The organism is Clostridium aestuarii, from assembly GCF_026735135.1.
Lineage (GTDB): Bacteria > Bacillota > Clostridia > Clostridiales > Clostridiaceae > Clostridium_H > Clostridium_H aestuarii.
In genome coordinates this window covers 258,069-277,963 of record NZ_JAPQER010000003.1, presented here as the reverse complement: position 1 = coordinate 277,963, position 19,895 = coordinate 258,069, and the positions used below count along the sequence as shown (strand labels likewise).

The window sequence follows — 19,895 nt, the reverse complement described above, 5'->3', positions numbered from 1 at the left end:
GATTATATTTTTAAGGCTGTGCCTTTTATTAACAAATTTTGTAAGTTTACGATTTTTAACTGCTTTTATCCTACAGTTTTAAACATATCAAACATTGGAAGCATCATAGATATAACTATAAATCCTACAATTGCACCCATAATCAATATCATTAAAGGTTCTATCATTGTAGTAAGTTTTTGCAGTGCTTCTTCTACTTCTCCATCATAAAAATCAGCTGTTTTTTCCAATATATCATCCAGTGCTCCAGATTCTTCTCCTATTTTTACCATAGCTACAAGCATAGGTGGAAAAGATTCTATATCTTTAATGGCTTCTGCAAGTGGCATACCTTTTGTTATTTTTTCTCTAGCTGTCAATAATTTTTTTTCTACTAATTTATTTCCTACAACTCTTGATACTACCTCAACAGCATTTATAATAGATACTCCACTAATTAAAGTAGTTGATAAACTTCTTGCAAATCTTGAAGTTATTATTTTTTTATTTGTATTTTTAATTAATGGGAAATTCAATTTTACTGTTTCTATAATCCTTTCACCTGAAACAGTTTTAGCCAAAACCTTTAAAATTGTAATGCTCAATACAACAAATAAGATTATTATGTACCAATAGTTTTTTATATAATTACTTATATTTAGCATTGTTTTGGTTATCGGCGGAAGTTCTACTCCACTTCCTTGAAACATACTTACAAACTGAGGCATTACAAAAGTTAAAAGGAATATAATAACTCCTACAGAAACTACACTTAATATTATTGGATATACCATCGCACCTCTTATTTTTCTGTTTATATTATTTTCTTTTTCGTAATGCTCACTCATTCTTTCTATTACAGTACTTAAATTACCAGTATCTTCACCTGATTGAATCATATTAATTAAAAGTTCTGGATAAACATCTTGGTATTTCTTAAAAGCAGATGATAGTGTAGAACCTTTTTGAATTTCTTCATATATATCCTCTAAACTAGCTTTCATTCTTTTATTTTGCGTTTGCTGTTTAAGAATTTGTATAGAATTCAATATATCAGCACCTGCATTAAGCAGTGTATAAAACTGTCTACAAAAAACTGCTAAATCTTTTGCTTTTATCTTTGAAAAAATAGCTGCTAAGTCTATTTCTTTTGTTTCTTCAACTTCCTGTATCGCTACTGGATAATAACTATTTTCTCTTATCATTGCTAAAACTTCATTTTTACTATTTGCACTAAACCTACCATCTACTTTTTTGCCCTGTTTATTAACTGCTTTATATTTGAATAAAGGCATGCTTTCACCTCTTTTTTCGTACATTATTTATTTAAAGTTTATATAAAAGTTATTGTTATATAATAAAAAGGCCCTTATCTAAAACTAATTCTAACTAAATTACCAAAATATTAAAAATAAATTGTTTTTATTTATTCGGCAACTCAGCCGCCGTAGTCTTAAACTTTAGGCCTGTTGTTTTGCGTCCTTATCTTTCAATAAGTTTGCCATTGTCAATATTATATTTTATTCTTTTATAAAAGTTATTTTAGCCAGTTCATCTATGGTTGTAACACCTTGAAGTACCAATTTCTTGCAAGCTTCTTCCAAAGTTTTTATTTCATTTTTCAAGTTAAGCTTTCTAATTTCCTCTGAATTACAATTAATTTGTATAATCTCTTTATGGGACTTTGTTACTTCCATAATTTCATATGTTCCAATTCTCCCCATGTATCCTGTATTACCACAACTAGTACAACCTTTCCCTTTATAAAGCTTTATATCTTGAAACTTATCCATCCCTAAAATTCTTTTCTCATATTCAGTAGCATAATACTCTTCTATACATTTAGGACAAATTTTTCTAACAAGTCTTTGTGCAATAACTCCAGTCATCGCCGCTGATATAAGATAAGGCTCTATCCCCATATCTCTCAATCTTGCAACAGCCGAAGCTGCATCATTAGTGTGAATAGTACTTAAGACCAAATGTCCTGTAATAGCTGCCCTTATTGCTATCTCTGCTGTTTCTTGATCTCTTATTTCTCCTATCATTATTATATCTGGATCCTGCCTTAACATGGATCTTAATCCTGCTGCAAAAGTAAGCCCAGCTTTATTATTAACATTAACTTGATTAATTCCTTCCATCCTATATTCAACAGGATCTTCTATAGTAATGATATTATTTTCAGGCTTGTTTATTTCTTCAAGCATCGTATATAAAGTAGTTGTTTTTCCACTTCCAGTAGGACCTGTAACCAAAATTATACCGTATGGACTTTTTATCATTTTTTCTATTTCTTTAACTTGAGCTTCATCCATACCGAGCTTGTCCTTTTTAACTAAAAAATTATTCTTTTTCAAAACCCTTATAACAACTTTTTCACCATACACCGTTGGCAAAACAGATATTCTTAAATCAACATCTTCATTATCTACTTTGGTTATAATTCTTCCATCTTGAGGTATTCTTTTTTCTGATATATCTAAATTAGATAATATCTTTATACGGGTTATAAGAGAACCTATTGTATCTTTTGATACTCTTAAAACCTCTTTAAGCATTCCATCTATTCTATATCTTATTTTTATGTAGTCTGCAAAAGGCTCTATGTGTATGTCACTTGCTTTAGATTTAACTGAATTTTTTATTATAGAATCAATCAATTTTACAACTGGTGCATTTTTAACCTCGTCTAATTCTTCTACTTCTTCTTTGATTTCTATCTTTGTACTCGATATACTTAGTTCCTTTGCTGCCTTTTCTACGTATTCACTAGAATAATACCTATCTATAGCATTTTCTATATTACCTTTAGTATCAATTACAGGAATAACTTCTTTTCCTGTAGCAATATGCACATCATCAACAGCAAATAAATTAAGAGGATCTGACATGGCAACCTTAATTTTATTTCCCTCAAAAGAAAAGCCAATTAATAAGTATTTTTTAGCTAGCGACTCTGGTATAGCTTTTACAGTCTCTCTATCAACATTAATCATATCTAAATGGACTCTTTCTAAATCCAACTGTACTTTAAGCGCATCTATTATATCTTCTTCACTAAGTATTTTATCCTTAATTAAAAGTTCTCCTAATTTAATACCTTTTTCTCTTTGTTTTTCAAGTTCAACCTGCAGCTGTTTTTTAGTTATCTTTCCAGCCTGAACTAATAAATCCCCTAATCTCTTTTTATTTAATCTACCCATCGCATTTCTCCTGTTAGTTGCTATGGTTACCAAAATATAAATAACTCTTTATCCCATTATACAACATTTTTCTACTTATATAAACATTTTTTGTTAATTTCTCACAAAATAAAAAAAAAGAATTAAATTTAGAATTTTTTCTAATTTAATTCTTTTTTTTATAAAATTAATATTTTCTTATTCTTTTTCTTTTAAATATTCTTTTTCATTTAAATATTTTTTCCAATCTACATATATACGGAAAAGACTCACCACATCTTGCTCATTATATAAAAGTATCCTTTGTCTTTTTTCTTCTGGCATTCTATTGATGTAATCAGGATCTTTCATAACCTTACAAAATGTTTTTGATAAATTAGAACCACTTATAAGTTCACTCTCACGATGTATATCGAATTTTTTTTCTAGATTTTTAAGCCCTATATTTTCTCCTGTTAACTTCTCATATTCTCTTTGTAAATCAATTTTTTTATAACAATCATCTATTTTTAAATCAATCTTATTCTTTTCAAATAAATAATCAATTACCATAAAATCATTATTTCCTGAAAAAGTAACTATATATTTTTTATTATGTTTTTCACACATCTCAATAAGATATTCCTTTGCTAAGTCCAATATTGGAAGCGCATCTTTTTTGTTCTCTATCATATATTGAGTTACTTTTAATTCGTTTGTTTTATTATCAAAATAACAGCAGCCAAATACACCTATACATATTGGCTTCTTATAAAGGTAATGTTCTAAATCTAAAAACACAGAATCCTTAAAGAAATCTTTTTGTCCACCAATTTCTAATATAAATTCTTCAAAAAATTCTTTTACTTTTATTGTATTCTCTCTTTTTATCACTTTATCACTCTTTTCTAGAAACATAAATAACAATTAATAGTTGTCAACTTTTTCATTATCTCACATTTTACTATTTTTGTGAACCATAAAATAAATCTAATATGTATTTTCCCTGAAATTCACATTAGATAATTGAAAATATTTTTCAATTAGATATTGACTTTCACCTGTTTTAATGATATAATGTTTTAAATGAGAATGGTTTTCACAGCTTTGAAAATGGGGGGATACCTAATGAATATTAGTGATTTAAAACCTGGACAAGAAGGATTTATAGATACAGTATTTGGTAATGAAAAACTCGCAAAAAGATTATTAGCTTTAGGATGTATAGAAGGTACTAAAATAACATTAAAAACCTCAGCACCTTTTGGAGATCCACTCATAATAAAGGTAAGAGGCTTTAATTTAGCAATACGAAAAAAGGATGCTCAAAACATAAAACTTAAGATGAATGTGCAGGCCAAAACTGCATAATAAGGAGGCACGATATACAATATGATTACCGCAGCATTAGTAGGAAATCCTAATGTAGGTAAAACTACTCTTTTTAATTCTTTAACAGGCTCTAATCAATATGTAGGAAACTGGGCAGGAGTTACTGTTGAAAAAAAAGAAGGATACATAAAAGACTCTATAAAAGTAGTTGATCTCCCTGGAATTTATGCTATGGATACATATTCAAACGAAGAAAAAGTAGCAAAACATTTTTTACTACAGGAAGATGTCGATATAATAGTAAACATAGTTGACGCTTCCAATTTAGATAGAAATTTATATTTAACTACTCAACTAAAACAATTTAATAAACCTATAATACTTGTTCTTAATATGCTCGATGTAGCAGAAGCTAAAGGAATAGCAATCGACTTTGATGCCCTTTCTGAAAAACTAGGAGTTAATGTAATTCCTATAGTAGCTTCTAAAAACAACGGAATTGATGCTATAAAACAAGAATTGTTTGAAAGAAACTTTAAATTTTCATTTGTTAATAAACATAAAGAACTAAATGAAAAAGAAACTTATAATTATATTGAAAATATTCTAAAAGACTGTATTACCTACTCTAATTATAATAAAGTAACTATTACTGAAAAAATAGATGAAATAGTTTTAAACAAATTTGCAGCTTATCCAATTTTCTTTGGTATTCTATTCTTGATATTTAAGTTCACATTCAATTGGGTAGGACAACCTTTAGCAGACGTTTTAGATAGAGCTTTAAATAAAGGTTTAGTTCCACTATTAGAAAATCTATTATATACCAGTAGCCCTTGGTTTAAATCTTTAATAATCGATGGGATAGTTGGCGGAGTTGGTTCTGTAGTTGTATTTTTACCAGTTATTTTAGCTTTATTTTTAGGAATTTCTTTTCTTGAAGACAGCGGCTACATGGCTCGTGGAGCCTTTATTATGGATAATATAATGAGAAAAATGGGATTATCAGGTAAAGCTTTTATTCCATTGATAGTTGGTTTTGGATGTTCTGTTCCAGGAATAATGTCAGCAAGAACCTTAGAAAGCGAAAAGGATAGAAAGTTAACAGCACTACTTGTACCTTTAATGTCCTGTAATGCTAGAATACCTGTATATGCACTTTTTGCAGCTGCCTTCTTTAAAGGTAAACAAGACATGGTAGTTTTTTTACTTTATTTATTAGGAATATTAATGGCTTTTATAATAGGATTACTATTTAAAAATACTATATTTAAAAAAGATGAAGAACCTTTTATTATAGAATTACCTGAATATAAATTACCTGAACCCAGAAGCTTATTACTTCACACTTGGGAAAAAGGTAAAAGCTTTTTAAAAAAAGCTGGTACACTTATATTTTCAGCTTCAGTTATAATTTGGTTACTACAAAACTTTAACTGGTCTGGAATGACAGATATAAACAACAGTTTTCTTGCAAGTATAGGAACTATAATTAGTCCTATTTTTAAACCTTTAGGCTTTGCTTCTTGGCAAAACTCTGTTGCACTACTTACAGGACTTATGGCAAAAGAAGTTGTTGTTTCAACATTAGGAGTTGTTTACAGCGGTGATTTATCTAATGCTATAGCTTCTCATTTTACAACAATATCAGCTTGTAGCTTTTTAGTTTTTACTCTACTTTATACACCATGTGTATCTGTAATTGCAACAATGAAAAAAGAATATGGTAGTAAAATGGCTATATTTTCTGTACTTTATCAATTAGTTTTAGCTTGGGTAATATCTTTCTTAACATACAATATAGGTACTCTTATTTTCACTTAGTTTTTCTTTAGTAAAGCAACCTCAATTGTCAATTGTCAATCACATTAAATTTTTAAGTTTAATGTCTAATGGGGTGATATAAATGATAATAGAAATAATCTTAACAATTATAATTGCGTCCTTATCAGTATTTACATTAGTTAAAAGTGCTAAGAAAAAAATATCTGGTAAATGTGATTGTGACAGCTGTTCATCACACTGTCCACAATATAATAATAAAAACAAAGAAAAAAAGTGATAACTAACTTAGTTCCCTTTAAATAAAAAATAAAATTCAAGTAAAATTCAAGTAAAAACCAAGTTTTTACTTGAATTTTATTTTTTTGACTGAAAATTTATAAAAGTAATATATATTTATTATTTTTAATATATTTAATAGGAGAGTTTTTCAATAAACAACTAAATATTAGAAAGGATTTTTAACATGCTGATAAAACAAATTTGGGGATACATTAATAAACACCCTTATGAATTTTTAAGTAGATTATGTACTCAACTTAAACTTAGCTATCTCTCTTTATTAATTGCTACTTTAATTTGTATTCCCTTAGGAATATGGTGTTATAAAAATAAAAAAGTATCAGTACTAGTAATAAATTTTGTTAACTCTTTAAGAGTAATTCCTAGTCTTGCAATACTTGCTATTATGATACCTGTTTTAGGAACTGGATTTATTCCTTCTCTTATTGCTTTAATATTCCTTGCTTGTCCTCCTATACTTTTTAATACCTTTGCAGGTTTAAAAAATGTAGATAAAGCTATTATAGAATCTTCAACAGCTATGGGAATGAATAATTTTCAAACCTTATTTAAAATAGAATTTCCTCTTGCAATGCCAATAATTATTGCAGGTTGTAAAACTTCAGCTATTGAAGTTATCGCTAGTTCAACTCTAGCAGCCTTTATAGGTGGTGGTGGACTTGGTGAATACATTATTAGCGGAGTTAATATGATAGATATCCCTCTAATATTAATAGGCACAATTCCAATTGCTTTAATAGCATTAATTACTGAACTACTTTTAGAAATATTAGATAAAATTTTTTTTATTTGGAAAGGATGATTTAATTATGAAAAAGAGTATCTTTATTATGCTTCTACTTCTTCCATGTTTTTTATTTTTTAATGGATGTACTTCCAGTTCGTCAAAGAAAGTAATTTCTATAGGTTCTAAAAATTTCACTGAATCTTTTCTCACTTCTGAAATGTATGCACTTGTATTAGAAAATGAAGGTTTCAAAGTGGAAAGAAAATTTAATCTTGGAGCTACCGCAATAGCACATCAAGCTCTCTTAAATGGTGATATTGATTTATATCCAGAATATACAGGAAATGCACTTACAAACATACTAAAAAAAGAGTCTATTTCTAATAAAGATAACGTATTTAATATTATAAAAAAAGAATATAAAAAAAAGTTCAAATTAGATATTTTAAATCAAACTCCACTCAACAACACTCAGGCTATAGCAGTAACTAAGAAAATTGCTGAAAAATACAACTTAAAAACTCTTTCGAATCTTTCTAGTACAGCGGATAATATAATTTTAGGTTGTCCTCCCGAATTTCAACAAAGACCAGATGGAATAGTCGGTTTGAAAAATATTTACGGCGACTTTAATTTTAAATCTGTAAATTCCTATGATATAGGTCTTAGATATGTAGCTCTTAATAACAACGAAATTGATGCTACTGTAGCATTTACAACTGATGGTCAAATCAAAGCTTATGATCTTGTAGTTTTAGAAGACGATAAAAACTTGTGGCCTGCTTACCATATAATACCTGTAATCAGACAATCCGCACTAAAACAATATCCCGAAATAGAAAACCTCTTAAATAAACTGAATTCATTGCTTACAGATGAAACTATGCAAGAACTAAATTGGAAAGTAGATGGAAATAAACGTGAATATGAAGATGTTGCTAAAGAATTTTTAATAAAAAACAAATTACTTGATAACAAATAATATAATAATATTGCGACGTAATATTATCAAAATAAGTAGTGAGGTATTTTATTATGAATTATGCTATAGAATTTAAAAATGTGAGTAAAAAATTTAAAAATTCAAAAGAACTCGCAGTAAACAATGTGAATCTTAACATTGAAAAAGGAAGTTTTGTGGTTCTGCTCGGCAGCTCAGGTTCTGGCAAAACCACATTACTTAAAATGATAAATGGTCTTTATATTAAAAACGAGGGAGAAATATATATAAATGGTAAAGAAATAAATTCTTTAAATAGAACCTCATTAAGACGTAAAATAGGATATGTTATTCAGCAAAATGGTCTATTCCCTCATATGAACGTTTATCAAAACATAGCTACTGTACCTAAAATATTCAAATGGTCAAAAGATGAAATAGATATCAGAATCAATAATTTACTTCAACTTGTAGACTTGCCTGATGAATATAAACACAAATATCCTAATGAACTTTCAGGTGGTCAACAACAGCGTGTAGGTATAGCACGCGCTCTTGCTGGCAATCCTTCTATTCTACTTATGGATGAGCCCTTTGCTTCCCTAGATGCTTTAACTAGAACTAATCTTCAAGATGAACTCCTAAGAATACAAAAACAACAAAAAAAGACTATCCTTTTTGTTTCTCATGATATAGGTGAAGCTATAAAATTAGCAGATAAAATAGTAATCATGAATAATGGTAAAATCATACAATACGATACTCCTTATAATATAATTAAAAACCCAGCAGATACTTTTGTATTAAACCTCATATATGCTTTCAAGAGCTTTACCGAACCTTTTTCAAATATATATTATAACAAAGTTTAAAAACTAAACTTTATTATAACTAACAATTAATAAATCAAATCATCTATTTAAGGAAATTGCATAATTAAAATTTTATTTTTTATTATATTAATGGAAGGATTTTATATAATGGAGTATTTAATCAATCATTATCCTAAAATATTAAATTTATTATGTGAACACATTTTTCTTACTTTCACATCACTTTTTATTTCAATGCTGATAGCCTTTCCTATTGGGATTTTTGCATCTACTCATAAAAAATTCAGAAAAATAACAACTAAACTTTTAGGCTTATGTTATATAATACCCAGCATGGCACTTTTCGCCCTTCTTATACCCTTTACTGGATTAGGCTTTAAATCCGCAATAATAACTCTTGTTATGTACTCACAATTTATACTAGTAAGAAACATAACCAAAGGACTCAATGAAGTACCTAATTCCATAATAGATGCTGGCTACGGTATGGGCTATAGTAATATTCAATTGTTATTTAAAATCAAGCTTCCAATTTCACTTCCTGTAATTTTAGCTGGAATCAGAGTAGCTACAGTTTCAATAATAAGTCTTACAACTCTAGCTGCATGGATAAACGCTGGCGGTCTTGGCGTTTTAATATTTGAAGGTATATATCAACAAAACTCAATAAAAATATTAACTGGAACTACCCTAATAACAATACTTTCTATAACATCCAATCAACTAATTACTTATTTAGAGAAAAAATATGTAAAAGAAAAATCAACCACCGCATAAAAGCGGTAGTTGATTTAATAATTCTACATTCTTTCAACTACTTTAATTCCTAATAAATTAAGTCCATTTTTAATAACTTGGCAAGTAGCTTCTACCATCTTAAGTCTAGCATTTTTAACTTTTTCATCTTCTGTATTCATTATATTATGAGCATTATAAAATTTATTAAATGCTTTTGCAATATCAACTACATGTCTTGTTAAAATAGATGGTTCTAATTTATCTATTGCATCTAAAATAGCTTCATTAAATCCAGCAAGTGTCTTAATAAGTTCAAACTCTTCTTTTGAAGTAAGCTTGCTAAAATCCGCTTCTCCTGAAACTTCACCTGCACGTCTTAATATACTCTTTCCTCTTGCATAAGTATATTGAACATAAGGTCCTGTCTCTCCTTCAAAATTTAACATTTCTTCCCACTTAAACACTATGTCTTTTTCTCTTCTATTTTTTAAGTAAGTAAATATTACTGCACCAACACCAATTTTTTCTGCAACTTCTTCTTTATTATCAAGCCCAGGATTTTTTTCATTTATTACTTCTAAAGTTTTTGAAACTGCTTGATTTAATAAGTCATCAAGAAAAATAACCTGACCTTTTCTTGTTGATAGCTTTTTATCTGCAAATCTAACCAATCCAAAGGCTACATGTTTACAATTATTAGCCCATTCATACCCCATTTTTTCTATTACTTTAAATACTTGTTTAAAATGAAGAGATTGGTCACCACCAACTACATATATACCTTTAGAAAAATCATATGTTTTCTTTCTGTACATCGCAGCAGCTAAATCACGAGTAGCATAAATAGTTGCTCCATCAGCTTTTTTAATAATGCATGGAGGCATATTTTCCTCTTCCATCATTACAACCTTAGCTCCATTGCTTTCAACAAGTATTCCTTTGTTTTCTAATTCTTCAATTACAGTATCCATTTTATCATTATAGAAGCTTTCACCTGCATAGGAATCAAATTCAACACCAAGTCTGTCATATACTTTTTGGAATTTTTTTAAACTTAAATCCTTAAATTTTTTCCATAGTTTAACTTCTTCTTCACTACCTTCTTCAAGCTTTTTAAAATACATTCTTCCTTCATCTACAAGCTCTGGATTTTTTTCTGCCTCATCATGGAATTTAACATATATTCTTAAAAGCTCTTTTATTGGATCTTTTTCTAATGCATCTTCATCTACCCATCTTTTATAAGCTGAAATTAGTTTACCAAATTGAGTTCCCCAATCTCCAAGGTGATTTATACCAATAGAATTATATCCTTCAAAACTCAACATTTTATAAAGCGCATTACCTATTGATGTACTAAATAAATGCCCTACATGGAAAGGTTTTGCAATATTAGGTGAAGAATAATCTATAGTAATATTCTTACCTTTACCTACTTCTGAAGAACCATATTTATCTCCTTCATTCATAACAGCTTCTATTATTGATTGTCCAAAGCTTCCCTTATCCATGAAAAAATTCAAATAAGGTCCCATACACTCAACTTTTTCAAAACCTTCTTTATTAATTTTTTCTTGGAGTTCTTGCGAAATCATATTTGGTGCTTTTCTAAATGTTTTAGCTAATTGGAAACACGGGAATGCAAAATCTCCCATTTCTGATTTTGGTGGTATCTCTATAAGACTTTCTACAACATCAACTTCTAAATCAACATGTTCTTTAATTCTTTCAGCAACAATCTTTTTATAATCCACGTTAATTCCTCCCTATATTATTTATTATTAACAAAATAATTACAAAATTACACAACATAAGAAAAGTGCGCAGCACTTTTTTAGTTGACGTGCATATGACAAAACTATTCATATGCAGTTGACGTTCATATGCTAAAAACCAGCATATGAAGTTGACGTGATTTGGCAGAAAACTGCAAATCAGTTGACGTGCTGACTGCGTCAGCAGTTAAAAATTGTAGTTTTGCATTAGCAAAACATCCTTAACTCTCAACTACCCATCAGCTAGCTGATGGGCACGTCAACTGCGTCTGCCAGCTTGCTGGCACAGCACGTCAACTAAGAATATTGTGCACAATATTCTTATATTGTGTCTAAACTAAAAAAACCGTCTCTGAAAAAACAGAGACGGATATATCCGCGGTACCACTCTAGTTGACTAAGAATTAGTCCACTTAAAACTTTAACGCAGTTAACGTCCTACTTAATTATATTAATAATTAATATAACTTTAGCAGTTTCTCCAAGGTTCTATTCTCCAATTTAAATTCTTACAGGACTCACACCTTCTCCTGCTCGCTTAAAGATTTTAAAAGGTTACTCTCCTCTTCACCGAATAAATATGTAATTTGTTTACTCTTAATTATATTATTAGCTTTTTCAATTTGTCAATATGTATAATTACATATTTAAAACTTCAAACTTATTTTTTAAATTTTTACAATTTTTCTTTATTATTTAGGGTTATATTTAAAAAAATCAAGCAAAAGTCTAAAGGCAAGTTACTTTCGTGTCGATATTTTATATGAGATACTTATTAATTACATCTTACTACTTAGGTATAAAATATCTATTTTAGAAAATTGTAATTTCTTAATTCAATAAAAAAGGAGCGAACTTTATGAAACTAGGCATAAAATACAAATTAATGATTATGTTTATCCTATTAATCTCTATTCCATTATTTACATTAGGTACAATGACACATATAAAATCTAAAAAAGTTCTAAAATCAGATCTTGAAAAATCTACTCTTGAAATTATCACTCAAAGTAAATCATCAATAAACAATTATCTTAAAGGCTACGAAAACTCATTAAAACAGATGTCTTATGAGCCTAATATACAACAGATTTTAAATCGTTCTGAATCCTTACCATGGATGATAAAAGATCTTGAGGGTTTTTCTAAAGGTCATAAAAACATCCTTAATATTTATTTAGGAACTAAAGATAAAAAATTTATTTCATGGCCTCAAGTAGAACCAGATTCAAACTATGATCCAACTTCTAGACTTTGGTATCAAGAAGCTGTTAAGCAAAATGGTTTAATCTGGACTGACATCTATGAAGATGCATTTAAAGATTGCTTAGTTATAACTGCAGCTATTCCTGTTTACAATAGCTATAATAACAATGAATTTGTTGGTGTATTAGGCTTGGATATACCATTAGATATTTTATCAGAAGAAATCAACTCTATTAAAATTGGTAAACAAGGCTATGTATTTTTATTAGATAAAAATAATACAGTAATAACACATAAAAATAAAGACCTTATATCAACTGATTTTACTCAAAACGAAATTATAAATGCTGTAAACATAAAAAGTGAAGGTTATGTAGAATATGAATGGGAAGAAAATGGAGTAATAATAGATAAATTTGCTTCATTTACAAAGCTTGATAAAGTTGGTTGGAGTATCATTGGAAGTATGTATATTACAGAAATTGATGAAAGTATTAATGGAATATTTAAAATCAACCTAACCATTGGAATATTATCTTTAATTATAGCTATTTTAATATCAATACTTTTTGCTAATAGAACAACACGACCACTTAAATATCTTTTAGAAGATATGGAAAAAGTAAAAAAAGGAGACTTTACCGTAAGATGTAATATAAAGTCTAAAGATGAAGTAGGCACTTTAGGTGACGGCTTTAATATTATGTTGGAATCTGTGGGGAATTTGATAAATAATGTACAAAACGTATCAAAAGGATTGAATTCTTCAGCACAAAATTTAGCTGCTAATTCTGCAGAAACCAGTGCTTCTGCAGAAGGTATAACACGAGCCATTGAAGAAATATCCACAGGTGCTGTTGAACAAGCTGGTGATGCTGAAACCTGTGCTCAGCTTACCTATAATATATCAGAAAAATTTAATGATCTATCCAATAATGCGAACCAAATTTCAGATGTTACCAATAAAGCAACTAATGCAAATTCAGATGGATTTAAAGCTGTAGAAGAATTGCATGTTAAAACAGATTCCAATACAAAAGCTATCCAAAAAATTGAAGTTGCTATAATTGCATTAAATAACAACGCCAGTAATATAAGCTCTATACTTGATACAATAAATTCTATTTCAGACCAAACTAACTTATTAGCATTAAATGCATCTATTGAAGCTGCAAGAGCTGGTGAAGCTGGTAAAGGCTTTGCAGTAGTTGCAGATGAAATAAGAAAACTTGCAGAAGGTTCTCAATATGCTACAGATGAAATCAAACAAATAATCACAAATATTCAAAGTGATAGTAGTAACACTGTAAATATAATGAACGAAGTTAAAGCTATTTCTAATGAACAATCTACGGCTGTGGATGAAGTAAATACTTCCTTCGATAAAATCTCTAATTCCATAGAAAATATTACAGCAAAAATTGAACTTATGACTCAATTTGTTAATCTATTAAATGGAGATAAAGAATCATTAGTATCCTCTATTCAAAACATATCATCAATATCTCAAGAAACAGCTGCTTCATCAGAAGAAGTAACTGCTTCAATTGAACAACAAAGTAGTGCTATTGAAGAAGTAGCAAATGCTGCTGACAGTTTAAATGAGCTTGCTGCAAAACTTAACGAGGAATTAAGCAAATTTAAGATATGAAAATAAGGGAATGAAACCATTCATTCCCTCTTTCATATTAACTTAAAATTAAAACTCGATTTAAAACCTTTAAAATTATTGATATTTTAAGAATACTGTAATTATTTTATTTTTTTAACAGTATAGAAAAACTTTTTATATTTGACTTACTCTATTTTTACCTATATACTTATTTAAAAATATTTTATAATAATAAAATTTTAAAGGTATCTTTTTTATTTTTTAATATAAAAGATGGTATAGCGAATTAAAATTCATCCTTTCTTGGACGAATTTTTTTTATAACATGGGGCACTATACACATCAAATTATTAATATACAACTACAAGGGGGTTATATCAATGAAAAAACACTATCTCAAATATGGTGAAAAAACTTTCGAAATAAATTTATCTGAAAAAAACGTACTTCAAGAGCTTCATTCAAAACAAGTCTCTCCCATCAGTAATTTAGAAAAAGAACTTAATAACCTTTTAGACAATCCTATTGACTCTAAACCTTTTAATGAAATATTTATGAAAAACGACAAAATAGTTATAGTTGTCAGCGATATTACACGATTATGGTTACAAACAATTAAGTTCTTACCTATAGTAGTAAAAAGATTAAATAACATAGGAATAAGCGATAAAAACATCACAATTTTAATAGCTAATGGAACACATCGTACACAAACCGATGAAGAATTAATTAAGATAGTAAGTAAAGATTTGTTTGAAAGATTAGAAATAGTAGAGCATAGCAGTAATACTAGCACAATTGTACTTGGTAAAACTTCAAGAAATACTGAGGTATCAATAAATAAATTATTACTAGATAGAAAGGTTATATTGACAGGTGGAATTGTTCATCATCTTATGGCTGGCTTTGGTGGCGGTAGAAAATCTATACTTCCAGGTGTAGTTAGCAAAAAAACCATCTTCCAAAATCATCTTCATGCTCTAGATCCTAAAAATGATAGATCAAATCCTTTAATTGGAGTTGGTGTTACAAAGGAAAACCCTATAAATTTAGATATGATAGAAGCTGCGCAAATGATTAACCCAGATTTTTTAATAAATAGCATTGTAGATACCAAAGGCAATATCTTAAAATTAGCAGTTGGAAATTGGTTATCTGCCTGGGAACAAGGGTGCAATTGGGCCAATGAAATATTTGGAGTCCCAATTAATGAAAAAGCAGATCTTGTAATAACAAGCTGTGGAGGATATCCTAAAGATATTTCACTATACCAATCTACTAAATCTTTATTCAATGCAGCATTAGCTGTAAAACCAGGTGGAACAATACTTTTATTTGCTGAATGTAGAGATGGTGCTGGAGCTGATACATTTTTCAACTGGATTAATCCACTAAAAGAAAATAAGTTATATGAAGAATTAAAAAGTAATTTTACAATAGCAGGTTATATCTTTTATGCTGCTGTAGAAATTGCTAAAAAACTTAATATTATTTTAGTTTCGTCTATAAAACCCGAACTAGTTAAACCAATGGGAATAAAATCTACTAATAATATAGATGAAGCTTTATCTTTAGCTGGTATACACGATAAAGATAAAAAAGTAATCGTTATGCCTTATGGAGGCAATACTATACCCCTTTATAAAAAATAAATTTATTTTCTATAAAAGCTGTTTATATATTTAAATATATAAACAGCCTTTTCTTTTAACTTCTTTCAAGATGATCAAAATCTCCCCTTAAATATCTAAGTGATGCAATTTCTTCATGTATCTCAGAAGTCGTTCTAACTCCAATTTTTCTTGAATTACGTAGTAATTTCATTAATGGCTTTATCAATATCAGTAATAGGTTCTTTACATGCAAAGTTTTCACAAAGATATACAGTAGATTTATTATCAATTGTTTTTTTTGATTTTATAATAGGTAGAATTTCATATAATTTATCATTTCCATCATTTAAAACTACTGTGGAAAATGGCATAAATGATTTATTTATCTCATTCAATATTCTTTTAACATCTTTATCTTTTTTATTTCCAGCTATAACAATTTCTTTTGTACTTATATTTTTAAACATAACTGCAATCATAAAATAGGCATGAGCATTTGGAATACTTCTTACTCTACTACCAAATACATTAAATATTGTATTTAATTTTTCTTCTAAATCCATATTGCCTGTAATTCTAGAAAGTTTTAGCATATTTAAAGCAGCTACAGAATTCCCAGAAGGAATAGCTCCATCATACACTTCTTTGGGTCTTACTATTAGTTCTTCACTATCATTTCCGTATAAAAAAAATCCTCCTTGGTTATTGTCCCAAAAATAATTTATCATATTTTTATTTAGCTCAATAGCTTTTTGTAAATATTCAGCGTCAAAAGTTGCTTCATATAATTCTATTAATCCCCAAATCAAAAATGCATAATCATCTAAATATCCAAGATGTGCTGCCTCTCCTTCTCTATATCTTGCTAACACCCTTCCATCATCTCTTACTAAGTTTTTAAATATAAATTCTACACTTCGTTTAGCAGCTTCTATATAAATAGAATTATCAAATATTCTACCGCCATAGGAAAGAGCTACAATCATAAGAGCATTCCACGAAGTTAAGATTTTATCGTCCTTATGAGGATGTATTCTTTTTTCTCTGTAAACAAAAAGTTTTTCCTTCATAGATTTTAATCTATCTTTTAACTCTTTATCATTTTCTATTTCTGATATATCTTTATCTATTAAATTAGGTATATTCTTTCCTTCAAAATTTCCATTTTTGCTTATATCATAATACTTACAAAATATTTCAGCATCAGTATTTCCTAGCACATTATATACTTCATCATAATCCCATAAATAAAATTTTCCTTCTGCCCCTTCAGAATCTGCGTCTTCAGCACAATAAAAGCCCCCTTCTTTATCTGTCATATCTCTAATAACATAAGCAAATATTTTTTCTGCTACTTCTTTGTACAACTTTTTACCCGTAACCAAATATCCTTCTGTATATGCAATAGCCAGTAATGCATTATCATATAACATTTTTTCAAAATGCGGTACTAACCACCTTGAATCTGTAGAATACCTAGAAAAGCCAAAACCTATATGATCGAAAATCCCACCTTTATACATTGATTCTAAAGTTTTAGTTACCATCTCCAAAGCTCTCTTTGATTTTTTCTCTTTATAATACCTTAATAAAAAATATAAGTTTTGTGGTGTTGGAAATTTAGGTGCAGGATTAAATCCCCCATAATCAGATTGAAAAGAACTATCAAATTCTTCAAAAGCTTTATCTATAGTATCTTCTCCAATATATTCTTCAGTTTGGTCTTCTTTAAACTCATTTATGTGATCAACAATTACATTACTACTTTCTAAAATTTCTTCTTTTCTACTTTTCCATGCTTCACTTATACTGCTTAATATTTCAATAACTCCTACCATACCATATCTACTATATTTAGGGAAATATGTACCAGCAAAAAAGGGTTTCTTATCTGGTGTCATAATTATAGTTAAAGGCCATCCACCATTACCATTTATAGCTTGACAAACACTCATATAAACACTATCAACATCTGGTCTTTCCTCTCTATCTACCTTAACTGAAATAAAGTTATCATTAAGTATTTTTGCTACTTCCTCATCCTCAAAAGATTCTTTTTCCATTACATGACACCAATGACAAGTTGAGTATCCTATACTTAAAAATATAGGTTTATCTTCAGCCTTTGCCTTTTCAAAAGCTTCCTCACACCAAGAATACCAATCGACAGGATTGTGTGCATGCTGCAATAAATAAGGGGATTTTTCATCTATTAATCTATTAGTTTTTTGCACCATAACTGTAGACATTTTATCAACTTCCTTCTTGTTGTTTTTGTAATAGTTTAACACTGTGAGAGTTGGACTATTCATTGTACAAATAAGTCAGCTTTTTGGGAAAACGTAGAATTGGGCACGAGTCACATTTTACCATGCGGAACTGAAAATAAAAGATATGCTGAAGGAGGAAAAGGAAGATGAGTAATATTTGGTGTGATATTATCAAAGATTTGTTACCATTATATTATGACGAGGTATGCAGTAGTCAAAGCAGGAAAATAGTTGAGGAGCATCTTGCTGGATGCATCAGCTGTCAAAGAGATTTTAAAAAATAAAGGAAGTAAATAAATTTACTTCCTCAATCTTTGATATATTTCTTAAATGTTATTAATCTATTATTAAAAACCAACTTTCTCACCATAATAAGTGCATTCAAATAACTTTTTCATTTCTTCTACTGATATTTGTCTTGGATTTGTACCTGTACATGGATCTGTTACTGCATTTAAAGCAATATCTTCAAGCTTATCTTTGAAATCTTGCTCACTTATCCCAAACTCTTTTAATGTAGATGGTATATTCATATTCTTATTAAAATCTCTTACCATTTCTACTAATGAATTTACTAATTCATCTTCACTGTTTCCTGCTAGACCTAATCTTCTTGCTATATCAGCATAAGCTTTACCCGCAGTTTTTTTGTTGAATTCAATTACATAGGGTAAGTATATTGCATTTGCACATCCATGAGGAATATTAAATATTTTCCCAGTTTTATGTGCCATACTATGCACTATTCCTAAAATTGCATTTGAAAATGACATTCCTGCAAGACATTGAGCTAAGTGCATTTCACTTCTTGCTTCTTTATCTCCATTAAATGATTTTACTAGGTTGTGTTTCATCATTTCAATAGATTTCATTGCTAGTGCATCTGTGAATACTGTTCTTACTGTTGAAACGTATGCTTCAAAAGCATGTGTTAATGCATCCATTCCTGTATGTGCAACAAGTTTTGGTGACATTGTTTGTGCTAAATCAGTATCTACTATTGCTATATCTGGTGTTATGTTGTAATCAGCTATTGGATATTTTATTCCAGTTTTATTATCTGTTATAACTGAGAAAGATGTAACTTCTGTACCCGTTCCACTAGTTGTTGATATTGCTGCAAATTTTGCTTTTGTTCTTAACTGTGGTAGTGAAAATGGTTTTGCAGCTTCTTCAAATGTAAACTCTGGGTATTCATAGAATATCCACATAGCCTTTGCTGCATCAATAGGTGATCCTCCACCTACTCCAATTATCCAATCTGGTTGAAATTCTTGCATTACTTTTACACCATTCATTACTGTATCAACTGATGGATCTGATTCTACTCCCTCAATAACCTTAGTTTCCATTCCAGCTTGTTTTAAATTTGCTTCTATTTTATCTAATGCTCCACTTCTCTTTATTGAGCCACCACCAATTACTATAATAGCTCTTTTACCTTTTAGATTTTTTAATTCCTGAATGGCTCCTTCTCCAAAATAAACATCCCTTGGTATTGTAAATCTTGACATGTTACTTCCTCCTATTTTTATGATATAATTAATTTTGTTATTTTTTGAATTTATCTTTTTTTAATATATTTTTTACTTGTGTTTCATCACATAACTTATTATATAAA

General features: G+C 28.9%; 16 protein-coding genes, 1 riboswitch and 1 other annotated feature. Of the genes, 10 read left to right on the top strand and 6 right to left on the bottom strand.

Features of this window, described 5'->3' with window-relative positions:
• Positions 1–65: 65 nt before the first annotated feature.
• The 3 genes from OW763_RS09530 to OW763_RS09520 form a co-directional block, all read right to left on the bottom strand.
• Entirely contained in the window at positions 66–1,274 is a 1,209-nt protein-coding gene (locus tag OW763_RS09530; protein WP_268040885.1) for a type II secretion system F family protein, read from the bottom strand.
• Positions 1,275–1,408: 134 nt separating this feature from the next.
• Positions 1,409–1,492: riboswitch (cyclic di-GMP riboswitch) on the bottom strand.
• Between the two features lie 7 nt (positions 1,493–1,499).
• Positions 1,500–3,185: a GspE/PulE family protein gene (locus OW763_RS09525; protein WP_268040884.1), complete on the bottom strand. Its 1,686-nt coding sequence runs from the start codon at positions 3,183–3,185 to the stop codon at positions 1,500–1,502.
• Between the two features lie 177 nt (positions 3,186–3,362).
• Positions 3,363–4,037 (bottom strand): ribonuclease H-like domain-containing protein, encoded by a 675-nt coding sequence (locus OW763_RS09520; protein WP_268040883.1) that lies wholly within the window; start codon positions 4,035–4,037, stop codon positions 3,363–3,365.
• 234 nt (positions 4,038–4,271) lie between these two features.
• Here OW763_RS09520 and OW763_RS09515 point away from each other — a divergent pair, with 234 nt between their 5' ends.
• From OW763_RS09515 to OW763_RS09485, 7 genes are all read left to right on the top strand, one after another.
• On the top strand, positions 4,272–4,514 hold the full coding sequence (locus OW763_RS09515) for a FeoA family protein (protein WP_268040882.1): 243 nt from the start codon (positions 4,272–4,274) through the stop codon (positions 4,512–4,514).
• A 21-nt stretch (positions 4,515–4,535) separates the two neighbouring features.
• The gene (gene feoB / locus OW763_RS09510; RefSeq protein WP_268040881.1) at positions 4,536–6,299 is read left to right on the top strand and encodes a ferrous iron transport protein B; all 1,764 of its coding nucleotides are present in this window, start codon (positions 4,536–4,538) and stop codon (positions 6,297–6,299) included.
• Between the two features lie 82 nt (positions 6,300–6,381).
• The gene (locus OW763_RS09505) at positions 6,382–6,537 is read left to right on the top strand and encodes a FeoB-associated Cys-rich membrane protein (RefSeq protein WP_268040880.1); all 156 of its coding nucleotides are present in this window, start codon (positions 6,382–6,384) and stop codon (positions 6,535–6,537) included.
• Between the two features lie 186 nt (positions 6,538–6,723).
• Positions 6,724–7,362 (top strand): ABC transporter permease, encoded by a 639-nt coding sequence (locus tag OW763_RS09500; protein WP_268040879.1) that lies wholly within the window; start codon positions 6,724–6,726, stop codon positions 7,360–7,362.
• Positions 7,363–7,369: 7 nt separating this feature from the next.
• On the top strand, positions 7,370–8,269 hold the full coding sequence (locus OW763_RS09495) for a glycine betaine ABC transporter substrate-binding protein (protein ID WP_268040878.1): 900 nt from the start codon (positions 7,370–7,372) through the stop codon (positions 8,267–8,269).
• A gap of 53 nt (positions 8,270–8,322) precedes the next feature.
• Positions 8,323–9,099 (top strand): ABC transporter ATP-binding protein, encoded by a 777-nt coding sequence (locus OW763_RS09490; protein WP_268040877.1) that lies wholly within the window; start codon positions 8,323–8,325, stop codon positions 9,097–9,099.
• A gap of 108 nt (positions 9,100–9,207) precedes the next feature.
• Positions 9,208–9,837: an ABC transporter permease gene (locus tag OW763_RS09485; protein ID WP_268040876.1), complete on the top strand. Its 630-nt coding sequence runs from the start codon at positions 9,208–9,210 to the stop codon at positions 9,835–9,837.
• Positions 9,838–9,860: 23 nt separating this feature from the next.
• Here the strand turns inward: OW763_RS09485 and argS are convergent, their stop codons facing one another.
• Positions 9,861–11,552, bottom strand: coding sequence for an arginine--tRNA ligase (gene argS, locus OW763_RS09480; protein ID WP_268040875.1), 1,692 nt, complete (start codon positions 11,550–11,552; stop codon positions 9,861–9,863).
• 380 nt (positions 11,553–11,932) lie between these two features.
• Positions 11,933–12,153 (bottom strand) — a binding site (T-box leader).
• 279 nt (positions 12,154–12,432) lie between these two features.
• On the opposite strand from argS, the gene OW763_RS09475 reads away from it, so the two are divergent.
• Positions 12,433–14,430 carry a methyl-accepting chemotaxis protein gene (locus OW763_RS09475; protein WP_268040874.1) on the top strand — a complete coding sequence of 666 codons (1,998 nt, stop codon included), beginning with the start codon at positions 12,433–12,435 and terminating at the stop codon, positions 14,428–14,430.
• 341 nt (positions 14,431–14,771) lie between these two features.
• Positions 14,772–16,043, top strand: coding sequence for an NPN-dependent 2-hydroxyacid racemase, LarAH10 family (gene larAH10 / locus OW763_RS09470; protein WP_268040873.1), 1,272 nt, complete (start codon positions 14,772–14,774; stop codon positions 16,041–16,043).
• Positions 16,044–16,198: 155 nt separating this feature from the next.
• Here larAH10 and OW763_RS09465 read toward each other — a convergent pair whose 3' ends face one another.
• The gene (locus OW763_RS09465) at positions 16,199–18,253 is read right to left on the bottom strand and encodes a thioredoxin domain-containing protein (RefSeq protein ID WP_268040872.1); all 2,055 of its coding nucleotides are present in this window, start codon (positions 18,251–18,253) and stop codon (positions 16,199–16,201) included.
• Positions 18,254–18,420: 167 nt separating this feature from the next.
• Here OW763_RS09465 and OW763_RS09460 point away from each other — a divergent pair, with 167 nt between their 5' ends.
• Positions 18,421–18,558 carry a zf-HC2 domain-containing protein gene (locus tag OW763_RS09460; RefSeq protein WP_268040871.1) on the top strand — a complete coding sequence of 46 codons (138 nt, stop codon included), beginning with the start codon at positions 18,421–18,423 and terminating at the stop codon, positions 18,556–18,558.
• Positions 18,559–18,621: 63 nt separating this feature from the next.
• Here the strand turns inward: OW763_RS09460 and OW763_RS09455 are convergent, their stop codons facing one another.
• Positions 18,622–19,788: an iron-containing alcohol dehydrogenase gene (locus OW763_RS09455; RefSeq protein WP_268040870.1), complete on the bottom strand. Its 1,167-nt coding sequence runs from the start codon at positions 19,786–19,788 to the stop codon at positions 18,622–18,624.
• Positions 19,789–19,895 lie beyond the last annotated feature (107 nt).